This is a genomic window from Streptomyces rubellus (assembly GCF_036323805.1).
Lineage (GTDB): Bacteria > Actinomycetota > Actinomycetes > Streptomycetales > Streptomycetaceae > Streptomyces.
Map to the genome: position 1 here is coordinate 58,499 of NZ_JAZDCX010000017.1, position 14,189 is coordinate 72,687.

The 14,189-nt window shown below is 69.7% G+C and carries 11 protein-coding genes and 1 tRNA gene; 5 read left to right on the plus strand and 7 right to left on the minus strand.

All coding sequences use genetic code 11. The features are described from left to right. Positions 1 to 44: 44 nt before the first annotated feature. The 3 genes from V1L54_RS20085 to V1L54_RS20095 are packed head-to-tail and all read right to left on the minus strand — an operon-like array spanning position 45 to position 2,853. Positions 45 to 1,259 carry a site-specific integrase gene (locus tag V1L54_RS20085; protein ID WP_330119452.1) on the minus strand — a complete coding sequence of 405 codons (1,215 nt, stop codon included), beginning with the start codon at positions 1,257 to 1,259 and terminating at the stop codon, positions 45 to 47. Next, positions 1,256 to 2,674 (minus strand): replication initiator protein RepSA, encoded by a 1,419-nt coding sequence (gene repSA / locus V1L54_RS20090; protein ID WP_330119453.1) that lies wholly within the window; start codon positions 2,672 to 2,674, stop codon positions 1,256 to 1,258. Before repSA ends, V1L54_RS20085 begins: the two co-directional genes overlap by 4 nt. Next, the gene (locus V1L54_RS20095) at positions 2,671 to 2,853 is read right to left on the minus strand and encodes a hypothetical protein (RefSeq protein WP_330119454.1); all 183 of its coding nucleotides are present in this window, start codon (positions 2,851 to 2,853) and stop codon (positions 2,671 to 2,673) included. Before V1L54_RS20095 ends, repSA begins: the two co-directional genes overlap by 4 nt. 236 nt (positions 2,854 to 3,089) lie before the next feature. Between V1L54_RS20095 and V1L54_RS20100 the strand changes: the two genes are divergently transcribed. Together V1L54_RS20100 and V1L54_RS20105 are read left to right on the plus strand one after the other, a co-directional pair. After that, positions 3,090 to 3,863 (plus strand): GntR family transcriptional regulator, encoded by a 774-nt coding sequence (locus V1L54_RS20100; RefSeq protein WP_330119455.1) that lies wholly within the window; start codon positions 3,090 to 3,092, stop codon positions 3,861 to 3,863. A gap of 13 nt (positions 3,864 to 3,876) precedes the next feature. Continuing rightward, on the plus strand, positions 3,877 to 4,389 hold the full coding sequence (locus V1L54_RS20105) for a GNAT family N-acetyltransferase (protein WP_330119456.1): 513 nt from the start codon (positions 3,877 to 3,879) through the stop codon (positions 4,387 to 4,389). Between the two features lie 213 nt (positions 4,390 to 4,602). On the opposite strand, the gene V1L54_RS20110 is transcribed toward V1L54_RS20105, so the two are convergent. Then, positions 4,603 to 5,862: an IS110 family RNA-guided transposase gene (locus V1L54_RS20110; protein WP_330119457.1), complete on the minus strand. Its 1,260-nt coding sequence runs from the start codon at positions 5,860 to 5,862 to the stop codon at positions 4,603 to 4,605. Positions 5,863 to 6,281: 419 nt separating this feature from the next. On the opposite strand from V1L54_RS20110, the gene V1L54_RS20115 reads away from it, so the two are divergent. Then, the gene (locus V1L54_RS20115; RefSeq protein WP_330119458.1) at positions 6,282 to 6,899 is read left to right on the plus strand and encodes a hypothetical protein; all 618 of its coding nucleotides are present in this window, start codon (positions 6,282 to 6,284) and stop codon (positions 6,897 to 6,899) included. 267 nt (positions 6,900 to 7,166) lie between these two features. Here V1L54_RS20115 and V1L54_RS20120 read toward each other — a convergent pair whose 3' ends face one another. From V1L54_RS20120 to V1L54_RS20130, 3 genes are all read right to left on the minus strand, one after another. Beyond that, complete coding sequence (locus tag V1L54_RS20120; RefSeq protein WP_330119459.1) at positions 7,167 to 7,616, minus strand: type II toxin-antitoxin system HicB family antitoxin; 450 nt, start codon at positions 7,614 to 7,616, stop codon at positions 7,167 to 7,169. 679 nt (positions 7,617 to 8,295) lie between these two features. Next, positions 8,296 to 8,898, minus strand: coding sequence for a hypothetical protein (locus V1L54_RS20125; RefSeq protein WP_330119460.1), 603 nt, complete (start codon positions 8,896 to 8,898; stop codon positions 8,296 to 8,298). Between the two features lie 234 nt (positions 8,899 to 9,132). Further along, positions 9,133 to 9,636, minus strand: coding sequence for a YfbM family protein (locus V1L54_RS20130; protein ID WP_330119461.1), 504 nt, complete (start codon positions 9,634 to 9,636; stop codon positions 9,133 to 9,135). Between the two features lie 258 nt (positions 9,637 to 9,894). Between V1L54_RS20130 and hrpA the strand changes: the two genes are divergently transcribed. Then, a complete protein-coding gene (gene hrpA / locus V1L54_RS20135) occupies positions 9,895 to 13,911 on the plus strand; it encodes an ATP-dependent RNA helicase HrpA (protein WP_330119462.1) in 4,017 nt (1,338 codons plus the stop codon). A gap of 144 nt (positions 13,912 to 14,055) precedes the next feature. Further along, positions 14,056 to 14,130: transfer RNA gene (locus V1L54_RS20140), tRNA-Asp, on the plus strand. Positions 14,131 to 14,189: the final 59 nt, after the last annotated feature.

A 14,189-nucleotide genomic window follows, 5' to 3' on the forward strand; every position in this document is an offset into this window, starting at 1 on the left:
TGGCGTACTGACGGCAGTACGACGGCAGCGGGGCTTGTCGCCGCTCACTCGAAGAGCCTGCTGAGCTGCGTCAGCGCCTTCCGCTTCTCCTCCGCCGAGGCGTGGGCGTACACCCCGAGCGTGACCTGGAGATCGCTGTGACCGGCTATCTCCCGGACGATGTGGGGCGCTACGCCGAGGTCGAGCAGCAGCGAGACGAACGAGTGACGCAGATCATGGAAGCGGTAGCCCTCCAGGCCGGTCCGCTTCTGGAGGGCGTACCAGTGGCGGTTCAGGTTGCGCGGATCGACGGGTGAGCCGACGGCCGTCGTGAAGACATGGCCGGAGTCCAGCCACTCCTCTCCGCAGTTCTGGTGCTCCCGCCGCTGCTGCTCGCGCCGGGCCCGCAGGGCATCCACGACGAAGGGCGGCAGCGGGATCGTCCGGCACGAGTGCCGTGTCTTGGGCGGCGCCGACACCAGCTCCCCGTTGATGCGCTGGAGTGAGCGGGTCACGGCGAGTTCGCCCTTGTCCAGGTCCACCGCGTCCCACCGCAGGCCGAGGAGTTCGCCCTTGCGGAGCCCGAGGGTCAGGGCCATGAGGTACAGCGCGTACAGCCGGTCGTTCTTCACCGTCGCCAGCAGCTCGCGGGCCGACGCCGGTTCGAGCCCCTTGCCACGCGCGTACGACGGCCCCTCCACCTGGACGAGCTTGGCGACGTTGCGCGACACGAGTTCTTCCCGCACGGCGTTCTGGAGAGCGTTGCGGAGCACGGCGTGAACGAGCTGGATCATCCGGGCCGACAGCCGCCGGCTGCAGCACCGGCCGCGCGAGCAGCACTGCACCTCCTCGGGCCGCCGGGCGTCCAGCTTCCGGGCACAGCACAGGCACAGCTCGCGCAGCCGTGCCAGCATCCCCAGCACGTCCCGGGGCGCCAGCCGTTCGAGGCGCTTGCCGCCGAGCAGCGGCACCAGGTAGAGCCGGACGGCCGACTCGTAGGCGAGGAGGGTCTTGGGCCGCCGCCGGGGAGTCACCACATGCTCGATCCAGTACGCGAGGTAGGCCCCGACCGTCCAGGACTTGTCGGCGACGGGGATTCCGCGGTTCGCCTGCTCCAGCATCCGCACGAGCTTGGCGTGGGCATCGGCACGCGTGCGCGCGTACTGGCGCTTGCGCTTGAGCGTGCCCGCCGAGGTCGGGACGTAGGCCGCTGCCTCCCAGCGCCCGTCCTTGCGGAGCGTGAGCGTTCCCTCGCCGTTCAGACGGCTGCGGCGGCTCATGTCCAGCCCTCCCCCTTGTCGTCGAGTTCCGCGAGTGCTTCGCGGGCGGTTTCGCGGTTCTGGCGGATGTCCCGGGCGATGGAGGCCGCGAGCCAGGATTCGCCCGGGGTGTGGCCGTGCCCGGCGTAGGTCCAGTGGGCGAGCACGAGCGTGGAGCCGTCCCCGTCGAGATCTTCGGGCAGGCCCCGTTCCCGGCGTTCCTGCCGGGCGCGGAAGTCGGCGCGGACCTGGCGGCGCTCGGCGAAGGTCGAGGAGTAGCGGCGGGACTTGGTCAGGAAGTGGCCCCGGAAACCGAGCATGTGCGCCCAGGCCCACAGCTTGCGCTCGGGATAGGCGCCGTCCAGGGCACGACAGGCTTCGATCAGCCGCCGGGTGTGCGGGGGCAGGCCGGGCCGCTTGTCGAGTTCGGCCAGCTCCCCGATGCGGCGGTCCACGGTGCCGGTGGACTCGGCGGCCTTGGTGGCGTACTTCGCCACGTACGCGGCCACGGCCTGCTCGGTCAGCTCCTGCCCGCCGGTGCCGATCGCGCGCACGTCCACCTGTGCGCCCCAGCGCAGGACGCGGGCGGGGAAGTCCCCGGCGCCCGGCACGGGGACGGCCACCCGGGAGGCGGCGGCCCGGATCGCGTCGCCCAGCAGACCGGTACCGGCCCAGGCGGGCGGAGCGTCCCCGGGACCGCCGGGGCCGTCCAGGCGCACGATGGCGTGAAAGTGGACCGCGCCGCGCTTCTGGAACTCGGCGACCTTCCCGAAGGAGACCCGGCACACCTCCCGCAGGGCGCGCTGGGACAGCCCGGCGCGGGCGGCGATCTCCCGGCGCAGGTAGACGGTGAAGCGCCGCCACAGGTCTCCGGCGTGGTTGTTCCACAGCACGGCCCCGGCGTAGTCGTACCGGGCCGGATCGAGCGCCGTGCCCAGCTCCAGGGCGTCCTCGGCGTGGACGGCGTCGCAGCGGCAGCGGCCGGAGTCGGGACGGTTGTGGACCGGGCCGAACGAGGGCGCCGTCAGGGTGACGAACACCCCGGGATGAGCCCGCACCCGGTCCGGGACGCCCATCCTCGGGTCACCGGTCAGCCCGGCCCGTATCAGGTGGTAGGCATCCCCCGCGTACGTCCAGGCGCACGACGGACAGCGCGAGGCCCGCCGATTCCCACAGGCCACCCGCAGCCGCCCACCGGGTTCTTCCTCCGTGGAGTATGAGTGCAGGACCTCCCCGGTCCGGGCATCGCGGACCACGGTCGCGCCGGACAGGTGAACCGGGTCCGAGCAGCCACCAGTACGGCGCACCTGGTCGCGCCAGCGGTCGAAGCCCGGGGCCGAGGCGACGCGCAGCAGATCGGCCAGGGTCAGCGGATCGGTGCCCACGGACGCGGCGACACTGGCCACGGCCTCCGGAGCGACGGGGAAGGCCGTCACTCGGCCACCTCCGGATCACCGACTATCTCGACCTCCAGGACCTTCGCCCCTCGGCAGGCCGGGCAGAAGATCTGGAATCCGGTGGTGTCGTAGCCGCTGCCCGCACAGTCCGGGCACTCCAGCCACTCGATGCTCATGAAGTCCCGACGACAGGCGTTCGGGTCCTGGCAACTCGGCATGCCGCACACCGGGCAGCAGCGAGCCGAACGGCGGACGATCCTCGGCACCGGGGGGCCGGACCGGCGCTGTGCATGAACGAGTGACACGGGCATGATGGGACCTCCCTTGGAAGAGGGGTGGGGCGGCGCGTCTGCTTGGCGGTAGGGCGCCGTCCCTCAACTGGCTTGAGCCAGTTAACCATGGAGGGTCGCATGCATCAATGAGCTGGCTTAAGCCAGCAGCTATGCTGTTCGGTATGACCACATCTGACCCACCTCCCCAGCAGCTTCCGAGCAGGCGCATCGCGGAGGAGCTACGAGCGGAGATCCAGGCCGGCCGACTCTCGCCCGGCGACAAGCTGCCGTCCGAACGGGCGCTGGCCGAGCGCTACGGCACCGCGCGGAACACGGCTCGCGAGGCGATCCGCCTGCTGGCCGAACAGGGCTTGGTGACCGCCAAGCACGGGCGCGGAGTCTTCGTGCGCGAGCCGCAGCGCCTCTTCCGCTTCGGCAGCGACCGCTACTCCTCGAAGAACCGCGAGACCGGCCTGACGCCCTTCCGACTGGAAGCGCAGCGCCAGGGCAAGACGGCCAGGATCGATGTCGTCGGCATCGAACGGGAGGCACCACCGCAGGACATCGCCGAGCGCCTGAACGTACCGGCCGACGAGGCCAGCGTCCTCCACCGGGAGAACCACTACTTCGCCGACGACGAGCCGGTGCAGATCGTCTCGACCTACCTCCGGTGGGAGGAGGCGCAGGGCACCGCGCTCATGCAGCCCAGGACCGGCCCGCACGGCATCTACGGGCGGCTCGAAGAACTGGGCCACGTCATGACCCGCGTGCGCGACGAGATCAGCGCCCGCATGCCGACGCCGGAGGAAGCCGCCGTTCTGGGACTCCTGCCCGGCGTCCCGGTCCTTGAGGTGCTGCACACCAGCCTCGACCAGGACGGCGTCCCCTTCGAGGTCTCCCGCTACGTGCACCGGGCGGACCAGACCGGCCTACTGTACGAAATGCCCGTCGAGTAGCCAGGAGGACCGTGTGGGAAGCCTGAGAGTCCGCCCGTTCGAGGAAGCAGACCTGCCCGACGCGGCAGCGGCGCTGGTGGAGGTGCACGCGACGGACGGGTATCCCGTCGAAGGAGTCTCCGACCCGGAAGCCTGGCTGCGGTCGGACGATGTGTTGGCCTCCTGGGTGGCAGAGGCCGACCACCAAGTCGTCGGGCACGTGGCGGTGATGAGCCCCAACGGTGAGGACGCCGTAGCACTCTGGATCCGACAAAGCGGGGAGAGCCCCGAGCGCGTGGCCGTACTCGGCCGACTCTTCGTGACCAAGAGAGCCCGGAATCGCGCCCTGGGCGAGGAGCTGACGCAGACGGCGACGGCCTACGCGCAGACTCACGGCCTCCGCCTGGTGCTCGACGTCATGACGAAGGACACCGCCGCCATACGCCTCTACGAACGTCTCGGATGGCGCAGGATCGGCGAGACCACGCACCACTACGGCGACGGGCAGCAGACCAGCGCCCTTTGCTACGTCGCGCCATCCAGCTAGCGCGTTACAAAGTTCTCTACCTCATCAAGGCGGCTCGCTCCGCTCGCCGCGCGCGGCCCGGCTCCCCGCCGGGCCTGCGCTCCTGTCTTCGCCCCGCTCCGGCCCGGCGTCCGCCGGCCGCGCGGCAGCAGCAAGCGCCGGGTTGCTGTCAGGGCTGGTCGGTGGCTGGGGCGGTCGGCTCCGACGGCTTTAGGCAGCCACCTTGGGATTCTCCTATGTCAAGCTGCGGTTTGCTGGTCGCTGAGAGGTTCTGGGGTCGGGGTGCCGGATTCGCCCGCCAGTTGAGAGTTCGGAGCGCTCCTCCCGGTCAAGGGCGCCTGCGGCGTCGCTGCGCGATGGGCTTCGCCCACCCTGGACCGCTCGTCCCGCTCCTGGTGCGGGCTGGCTGTCGGGCGAATCCGGGTGTGTGCCGCTCCGTGGCGGGCCGGAGGATCCGTCCGGGTGGGCTTGGCGTTGGTGGTCGTGGTGCAGGCTGCGGTAGACGACGTCGGCGAGGCGGCGTTTGAGGACACGAAGGGCCTCGGGCCGGGTCTTGCCTGCCGCTGTGAGCCGGTCGTAGAGAGCCCGGGCGGGTGGATGGATCTCGGGCCTGAGCTGGGTAAGTGCAATGACGTGGAGGGCCGCGTTCAGCCGGCGATTGCCGCCGCGGTTGAGGCGGACGCGAACGTTGTTGCCGCTCCAGACCGGTATCGGGGCCGCCCCGGCGTGCAAGGCGAAGGCTGCTTTGCTGGCGAAGCGGTCGATCCCCGCGGTCTCACCGACCAGCGTGGCCGCGGTCAACGCGCCCACCCCGGGGATGGCCAGCAAGTTGGGTGCCAACGGAGTCACCTGGCGCGTCAGCCGCCGCTCCAGTGCTGCGATCTTCTCGCTCAGCGCCCGGATATCGGCCACCAGCTCCAGCGCGAGTTCGCGTCGTACCGAGACCGCACAGGCGGCCAGGCGACCCAACAGCTTCGCCTGCACGCATTTGCGGCTCAGCTCCCGGGGCCCCGGCGCCAGGTCGGGGTCCAGAGCATGGCAGTGCCAGCGCAGGCGGTTGATGATCCGGGTGCGCTCGGCAATCAGCGCCCGGCGGTGGTCGACCAGCAGCCGCAGTTCCAGAGCTTCCTCATCCAGCCGGGCCGCCGGCAACTCCGGCTCCCGCTGCGCGGCACGGGCCACGGCCAGAGCATCGATGGGATCCGACTTGCCGCGCTGCCGGACCGAGGCACGAGCCCGGGCCATCAGCCTCGGCGGCACCGCCACCACGCTCTCGCCACCGGCCAGGAGATCCCGCAACAGTCCGCCGGCCACGTGACGGCAGTCCTCCACCGCCCACCGCACCGGCTCGCCCAACCGACGTGCCCAGGCCACCGCCCGCAGATGGCCGTCCTGACGGGCAGGCACGGTCAGCTGCCCGCGCTTGCATCCCGCACCATCGACCACCACCAGTGTGTGGCTGTCCTTGTGCGGGTCCACCCCGATCACCAGCATCGCCCTGCCACCCTTCACGCCGAAGTGAAGGCCGACCGGGGGCATACCTCAGTTGGGGCTGCTGCCACTCTCCTACCAGGCCACTCCGGTCAGCCCGAGCCTCAGCCGACGGGGACAAATCCCAAGCAAGCCCCGTCACCAGGGCAGCGAGCCTCCGAGCCACCCGCCGGCTGAGACCGACCCTGCGCCATCCGAAGCGACAAGGCCACAGCCAGACTCACACTGAGGCGAGCCTCGAAGATCGGGGCCCACATCGGGCATTAGCGGGCAGGTCCACAGACCGCCCGAGTCGCCGAAAGCTTACGGGCCCCGATCTCTCACCCCAAGGCAGCTCCCGCCCAAAGCCGCTCCACCGACCCTGACCGGCAGCTTTCTGGAAACTCGGTGCTCAGCTACAACATGACTCGTAGCCTCGGTACATGACGGATGCAGCGGGGTCCAAGTGGCTCGTAGACATCAACAGTGACTCGCCTCTTGAGCTGGTCCTACGAGGGCATCTGTGGATCGAGTCGCGACTCATTGGGGTGTTAGGTGTTGTTGCGCCGCACCCTGAACGGATCGACTTCAGCCGCTTCACCTACCCGCAGAAGGTAGCTCTAGCAGCCGCACATGACTTCCTTGAAGAGGAAGACGTTCCTGCTTACCTGAAGCTCAACTCGATGCGGAACAAGGTGGCACACCGACTGGATGCTGCCCTGAGCGAGCAGGACGAGACTGACTTGATCAACTGCCTAAGCCCTATCCTCCGGCGCAGCTCCATGGTCGACGACGCCAGGGTGGCAGGAAGGCCTTGGCCCTATGCCCTCCGCCACGTCATGGCTGCGATGATCATCCGTCTCGAAGAGAGGCATAAGGCCTACCTGAAGACACAGGAGGACAATCGACGGTTGGTGGAGCAGATGCGGAAGGTAACCAAGGAGCTTCGCACGGAGAGGGAGCAACGCGGAGCCCAGGCGGCCTCACTGCGACAAGCTGACGCGGGTGAACCTCTTGGGCCGTCTCTGGGCCGTCAGGAGACGGCCAAGGGCGACCAATGACGACAGACGCAGACAGGTGCGCTCAGCGGAAGCGCAAGTCAGAGGCGTGACGCAGGTCGCCGACCAAGTCGTTTTCGTCCCAGCGCGGGGGTGCGGCAAGACGGGAGTGTATTTATCACCTAGGTACACCGCATCGACAGATGCCGATTACGTGCAGATCGCGCGGTCAACGCTAGCTACTCAGGGTCACTTATTAAAGTATAAGTATGGGCTCCTGCCAGCCTGCAAGCTGGCAGGAGCCCATACCACGCAAGGCGCTAAGTTGACCTAACCCTTCTTTGGAGCGAGTTTGGCGATGTACTGATGTGAGACGCCAAGCATTGAGCCTGCATCCCTGACCGTAGCCTTCGCAGTCAGGATTCGCGCAGCAGCCGCCAAAGCTTCAGCAGCAGCCTTGCTGGCTAGCTCAGCCTCTTTTCTGGCCTCTTCAGCTGTGATGATGGCGTTGGCCATATCTGGATCGGCTGGCCGCATCACAACCTTGAACGAGTCATCAGGCACCTCCAATAGCATGGCTACCACGTCGACAGCCATCTTCCGCGCTTCGCTCCACGTGCGCCCCTGGGTAACACCGACCAGCCCCTTAGGTAGGTCGTTGACCGTAACCACCCAGTGCGCCCCGTCTTGAGTTGCAGTCGCATGGTAAGTACTGGTTTCGGCCACCTCTCCTTTCCCCTTCCTTTCTTTTCCCTCTTCTGTGCGCTTTGCCGAAGTCATGAGATCCTGATCGGGTGGGGGGCCGACCTGGACTCGGCCCCCCAGTCGATCACGCTCCTTCCGCCGCCTTGATCAAAGCCTTGGCGGTTCCTTCGGCGATCTCTCTGTGTCGCGGGACAGGAAGAGACACACCCCGAAGGGTGTAAATCTCGTGTTTTGCCCCCTGTCGTGCGAGTACGAGATCAGCGTCCTTGCTCGCGGCGATCTGCCGCAGTTCCTGTATCAAGGTGCTTTTGCGCACCATCTATGTCTACCACGGGCGACGGAGCTTGTCTACAGGATGCGACAAGCGCTGGGTGTGACCACATATGCAACGGTGCCCCATCGATCGAACTTGTAAGGCGGTAGTCAGGCCAGTCTGTGTACATCGGCAGGGTCGGCACAGATGCGGCTGACGGCAGTCTGACGGCAACGTCGGCGAACGCCGCCGAACGCAGCCGTACGTCATGAGCTGTCAACGCTGGTCGTTGTCGGGCCGGAGGATGATCCACTCCGCACGATCAACTCGCCTGAAAAGCGGAAGGTCGCCGGTTCGACCCCGGCCCCAGCCACCGCCGCAGAGATGCGAGAGCAGCCCCTCCGGGTTTCCGGAGGGGCTGCTTCGCGTGTCATGTACGCCACGGCTTCCGGGCGCGCGCCACCGGTGCGGTACGCGGGCCGGACGGCGCTCCCCACCCGGTCAGTGCGGGCGCAGCGCGCCGATCGACTCGTAGAAGACGTAGGCGACGTAGAAGTGTCCGTAGAACACGGCCGCCACGACGACCGCCGGAACGATGGAGACGCACCCGCCGGTCGGGCCCTGTGCGTTCGGGCGGAACCGCCCGTCCAGCCGCTCGGCGCACTCCAGGTAGACGGCCAGGCCGACGACCACGGGAGCGGCGAAGGCCACGCCCAGGGCCAGCACGGAGGCGATCATCTTGACGGCGGCCTCCCGGCCGTCCGCGCCGGAGGCGCCGTCGGCGTCGGGAAGATCGAGCCACGTCGTGAAGAAGAACGCGTCGGCCATCACCGTCAGCACCGCGCACGTCACGAGGACGGTGACCACGCTTCCCGAGCCGCCCGTCTGCCGCGCGCCGCCGGAGGGCTCCCAGGGCGTACGCCCTGCCCGTCCCGTCTCCCCCCGGGCCGCCTTCTCCGGGAAGAACCGGTCCACCACCCACTTCTCCAGGACCAGTCCGAAGACGGCCACCACGAAACTTCCCTGCCCCAGTGTCGTGTTGGAGAACTTCCAGAAGACGAAGAAGGCGGCGAGCGCGAAGAGGACTCTTGCCAGGTTTCTCATGACTCCCGATTCGTCAGGAGAGGCGCCCCCGTGAGCCACGGTCTGCCGCGCGGTGGCCGGTCAGACCGCCCGGGTCCGGCACGCACGAGGCCGTGGTCCCGCACGGCATGTCCGCGAACCGCCCGGCGCCCCGGCACAGAGCCTGGCAGGACCAGCCGGGACCGGGGAGCCGAATACAGCGAAAGCGACCGGCAGCGGTAGCGCGCCGTACCGCGCACGCCCCCAACGGCGGGCTCAGGAGATCCACAGCAGCACGGCGTCGCCGTCCCGGGCGGCGGCGGCGAGGAAGACGCGCAGCGCCTCGTAGTGGTGACGGACGTACTCCAGGCCGTCCGCCCCGCCCTCGTCCCACAGGCCCGAGGGGTAGGTGCCGGCACGGATCAGTTCGGCGGGGTCGAGGTCGGCGACGAGGGCCCCGAACGGTGTAGCCGCCAGTTCCCCGACGACCTCGGCCACCTCCGCCGGGGCGAGGTGGCGGGGCGGGGTGTAGCCCCAGTCGGCGGCGCCGGGGATCAGCTCGCCGCCGAGGACGACGTCCACGAGGAAGCCGGACCGCTCCAGCAGGAAACGGATGCCGTCCCAGGCCTTGTCCACGTCCAGGCGGCGGGCCTGCCCGGGCTCCGGCTTCGTCTCCCACTCCGCCATGCCCGTCTCCAGGACCAGCTCGTGCGCCCATTCCGGGTCGCCGAGCGCCCGCTGGAACTGCTCCGGGGTGAGGCGCGCGTACTCTCCGGTCATTCCGCGCAGGTTAGGAGGGGCCGCTGACAGCGGCGGGCCGCCGGACGTACGCGGGTGCCCGGCGAAGCGGGCGGCGGGTGCCGGGAGACCCGCCGAGGCGAGCGGCGGAAGCCGCCCGTACCGCCTCCGGCGGTGCGGGCCCGGCCCCCGTACACCCCGCTCCGGCCGGGCGTTCACGGTGTGGGGTGACACGCCTCTCCCGGGGACCGGCGAATTGATTCGCCCGGCACGCGGGACGGGTGCGATCCTGGAGGCCGTATGTCCACTGTGTCTGATCCCACCCTCCCCGCCCTCCTGGAGCGGCTGCCCGAACTGATGCCGCGCGACCAGCAGCGGCTTGGCCGGCGCCTCGAGGGCACCCGCCGCATCCGCAAGCCGGAGGCGCGGCGGGCCGTGCTGTCCGAGATCGCCGCCGAGATCGAGCGGGCCGAGCTGCGCGTCGCCGCCCGGCGCGCCGCCGTGCCCGCGATCGACTACCCCGAGCAGCTGCCCGTCAGCCAGAAGAAGGACGACATCCTGGCGGCGATACGGGACCACCAGGTGGTGATCGTCGCCGGCGAGACGGGCTCCGGGAAGACGACGCAGATCCCCAAGATCTGCCTGGAGCTGGGCCGCGGGGTGCGCGGGCTGATCGGGCACACCCAGCCGCGCCGGATCGCGGCCCGCACGGTGGCCGAGCGGGTCGCCGAGGAGCTGCGCACCCCGCTGGGCGGCGCGGTGGGCTGGAAGGTCCGCTTCACCGACCAGGTGGGCGAGGACACCCTGGTCAAGCTGATGACGGACGGCATCCTGCTGGCGGAGATCCAGACCGACCGCGAGCTGCGCCGGTACGACACGATCATCATCGACGAGGCGCACGAGCGCAGCCTCAACATCGACTTCCTGCTGGGCTACCTCGCCCAGCTCCTCCCCCGCCGCCCGGACCTGAAGGTCGTGATCACCTCCGCGACCATCGATCCGGAGCGCTTCTCCCGGCACTTCGGGGACGCGCCGATCATCGAGGTGTCGGGCCGCACGTATCCGGTGGAGGTCCGCTACCGGCCGCTGCTGGAGGAGGAGGGCGAGAACTCCGACCGGGACCAGATCACGGCCGTCTGCGAGGCGGTGGAGGAGCTCCAGGCCGAAGGGCCGGGCGACGTCCTGGTCTTCCTCTCCGGCGAGCGCGAGATCCGGGACACCGCCGACGCGCTGAACAAACGGAACCTCCGCGCCACGGAGGTCCTTCCGCTGTACGCGCGGCTGTCGCACGCCGAGCAGCACCGCGTCTTCCAGAAGCACGGCGGGCGGCGGATCGTGCTGGCCACCAACGTCGCCGAGACCTCGCTGACGGTGCCCGGCATCAAGTACGTCGTCGACACCGGCACCGCCCGCATCTCCCGCTACAGCCACCGCACCAAGGTCCAGCGGCTGCCGATCGAGCCGGTCTCCCAGGCCAGCGCCAACCAGCGCAAGGGCCGCTGCGGCCGCACCTCGGACGGCATCTGCATCCGGCTGTACTCCGAGGAGGACTTCCTCTCCCGGCCGGAGTTCACCGATCCGGAGATCCTGCGGACGAACCTGGCGTCCGTCATCCTCCAGATGACCGCGGCCGGGCTGGGCGAGATCGAGCGCTTCCCCTTCATCGACCCGCCGGACCACCGCAGCATCAAGGCCGGTGTGCAGCTCCTGGAGGAGCTGCACGCGCTCGACCCGAAGCAGAAGGACCCGCGCAGGCGGCTGACGGAGACCGGCCGGAAGCTGGCGCAGTTCCCCGTCGACCCGCGGCTGGCGCGGATGGTGCTGGAGGCGGACCGCAACGGCTGCGTCCGCGAGGTGATGGTGATCGCCGCGGCGCTGTCCATCCAGGACCCGCGCGAGCGTCCCGCCGACAAGCAGCAGCAGGCCGACCAGCAGCACGCCCGGTTCAAGGACGACAACAGCGACTTCCTCGCCCTGCTCAACCTGTGGAAGTACGTGCGGGAGCGGCAGAAGGAGCTGTCCTCCTCCGCCTTCCGGCGCATGTGCCGGGCGGAGTTCCTCAACTACCTGCGCATACGCGAATGGCAGGACATCTACGCCCAGCTGCGCCAGGTGGCGAAGTCCATGGGCGTCCACCTCGACGACCGGGACGCCGACGCCGACCGCGTCCACCAGTCGCTGCTGGCGGGGCTGCTGTCGCACATCGGCTTGAAGGACACCGAGAAGAACGAGTACCTGGGCGCGCGCAGCGCGAAGTTCGCCGTCTTCCCGGGCTCCGCGCTGTTCAGGAAGCCGCCGCGCTGGATCATGTCGGCCGAGCTGGTGGAGACCTCCCGGCTGTGGGCGCGGGTCAACGCGAAGATCGATCCGGACTGGATCGAGCCGCTCGCCGGGCACCTGGTCAAACGCGTCTACAGCGAGCCGCACTGGGAGCAGAAGCAGGCGGCGGTGATGGCGTACGAGAAGGTGACGCTCTACGGCGTCCCCGTCGTCGCCCAGCGCAAGGTGAACTACGGGCGGATCGACCCGGAGACCTGCCGGGACCTTTTCATCCGCAACGCGCTGGTGGAGGGCGACTGGCGCACCCACCACCAGTTCTTCCACGACAACCGCAGACTGCTGGGCGAGGTGGAGGAGCTGGAGCACCGGGCCCGGCGCCGCGACATCCTCGTCGACGACGAGACGTTGTTCGACTTCTACGACCAGCGCATCCCCGAGCACGTGGTCTCCGGGGCACACTTCGACTCCTGGTGGAAGCGGAAGCGCCAGGAGGAGCCGGATCTGCTCAACTTCGAGAAGTCCATGCTCATCAACGAGCGGGCCGAGCGGATCACCAAGGCCGACTACCCCGACCTGTGGCGCCAGGGACCGCTGAAGCTGCGGGTCACCTACCAGTTCGAACCGGGCACCGACGCCGACGGCGTGACCGTCCACGTCCCGCTCCAGGTGCTCAACCAGGTCGAGTCGCGCGGCTTCGACTGGCAGATCCCGGGGCTGCGCGCCGATCTGGTCACCGAGCTGATCCGTTCGCTGCCCAAGCCGATCCGCCGCAACTGCGTGCCCGCCCCCGACTACGCCCGGCGTTTCCTGGCGGCGGTCGCCGGGGACGGCGAGGCCCAGCCGGCCGCCCCGCCGGACGAGCCGCTGACGGCCGCGCTGGCTCGGGAACTGACCCGGATGACGGGGGTGCGGGTGAGTCCGGAGGACTTCGACCCGGCGAAGGTCCCCGACCATCTGAAGATCACCTTCCGGGTGGTGGACGAGCGGCGCCGCAGGATCCCGGGGAACGCCGAGAGCAAGGACCTGGAGGAGCTGCGGCTGGCGTTGCGGTCCCGCACCCGGGCGGCGCTGGCCAAGGCGTTCGACGCCGCCCGGAGCACCGGCGGCGGGGCCGGGGAGGGGGACGGCGGCGGGCCCGGTGGCGGTCCCGGTGTCGAGCAGCGCACCGGCCTGACCTCCTGGACCGTCGGCACCCTCCCACGCACCTTCGAGACCCGGCGGGCGGGTCAGCCGGTCAAGGCGTATCCGGCGCTGGTGGACGACGGGGACTCGGTCTCGGTGAAGCTCTTCGACACCGAGGACGAGCAGCGGCAGGCGATGTGGCGCGGCACCCGCCGCCTCATCCTGCTGAACCTGCCCTCCAATCCGGCCAAGTTCGCCCAGGACAGGCTCTCCAACCAGGACAAGCTGGCCCTGGCCGCCGCCCCGCACGGCAGCGTCCAGGCGCTGTTCGACGACTGCGTGACGGCCGCCGCCGACCGGCTGATCGCGGCGCGCGGCGGCCCGGCCTGGGACGAGGAGGGTTTCCGCAAGCTGTTCGACGCGGTGCGCGCCGACCTCACCGACGCGGTGCTGGCGACCGTCCGGCAGGTGCGCGAGGTGCTCGCCGCCCGGCAGGCGTGCGAGCGCCGGCTGAAGTCGCCGCCGCTGGCGAAGAGTCCCACGCTCGCGCCGAACCTGGCGGATGTGCGGGAGCAGCTCGCGGAGCTGGTCGGCCCGGGCTTCGTCACCGCGCACGGCACGGGCCGGCTGCCGGACCTGCTGCGCTACCTGACGGCCGTGGACCGCCGGCTGCAGCAGCTTCCCGCCAACGTCGAGCGGGACCGTGCCCGGATGGCGAAGGTGAGGGAGATGCGGGACGAGTACGAGTGGCTGCTGGAGCAGTTCCCGCCGGGCCGGCCGGTACCGCGTGAGGCGCGGGAGATCCGCTGGATGCTGGAGGAGCTGCGGGTCAGCTACTTCGCGCACGCGCTGGGCACGGCCTACCCGGTCTCGGACAAGCGCATCATGAAGGCGGTGGACGCGGCGGCCCCGTGACGGCGGCCGTCCGCCGTGGCGCGGGCCGTGGCCCGGCGCGCGGCATGAGCTGTGGCAAGGCGGCCACGGTAAGTGAGTTCGCGCCGCGGCCCCGGGCTGCTGTAGAGTCCTTCTCGCAGCTCAGGACATCCGGCTGCGGCTCAAGGTCCTGTGGAGCAGTTTGGAGTGCTCGCCACCCTGTCAAGGTGGAGGCCGCGGGTTCAAATCCCGTCAGGACCGCAGTACGAAGGCCCGGTTCCCTCGTGGATCCGGGCCTTCGGTCGTTCCGTGCCCCGGCT

What these genes read in the sequence shown, in the direction of transcription:
- V1L54_RS20085 (WP_330119452.1), bottom strand. Translation starts at nt 1,259, where the DNA reads ATGAGCCGCCGCAGCCGTCTGAACGGCGAGGGAACGCTCACGCTCCGC.
- V1L54_RS20095 (WP_330119454.1), bottom strand. Translation starts at nt 2,853, where the DNA reads ATGCCGAGTTGCCAGGACCCGAACGCCTGTCGTCGGGACTTCATGAGC.
- V1L54_RS20110 (WP_330119457.1), bottom strand. Translation starts at nt 5,862, where the DNA reads ATGCTGGTGATCGGGGTGGACCCGCACAAGGACAGCCACACACTGGTG.
- V1L54_RS20130 (WP_330119461.1), bottom strand. Translation starts at nt 9,636, where the DNA reads ATGACCGGAGAGTACGCGCGCCTCACCCCGGAGCAGTTCCAGCGGGCG.
- V1L54_RS20125 (WP_330119460.1), bottom strand. Translation starts at nt 8,898, where the DNA reads ATGAGAAACCTGGCAAGAGTCCTCTTCGCGCTCGCCGCCTTCTTCGTC.
- hrpA (WP_330119462.1), top strand. Translation starts at nt 9,895, where the DNA reads ATGTCCACTGTGTCTGATCCCACCCTCCCCGCCCTCCTGGAGCGGCTG.
- V1L54_RS20100 (WP_330119455.1), top strand. Translation starts at nt 3,090, where the DNA reads ATGACCACATCTGACCCACCTCCCCAGCAGCTTCCGAGCAGGCGCATC.
- V1L54_RS20120 (WP_330119459.1), bottom strand. Translation starts at nt 7,616, where the DNA reads ATGACTTCGGCAAAGCGCACAGAAGAGGGAAAAGAAAGGAAGGGGAAA.
- V1L54_RS20115 (WP_330119458.1), top strand. Translation starts at nt 6,282, where the DNA reads ATGACGGATGCAGCGGGGTCCAAGTGGCTCGTAGACATCAACAGTGAC.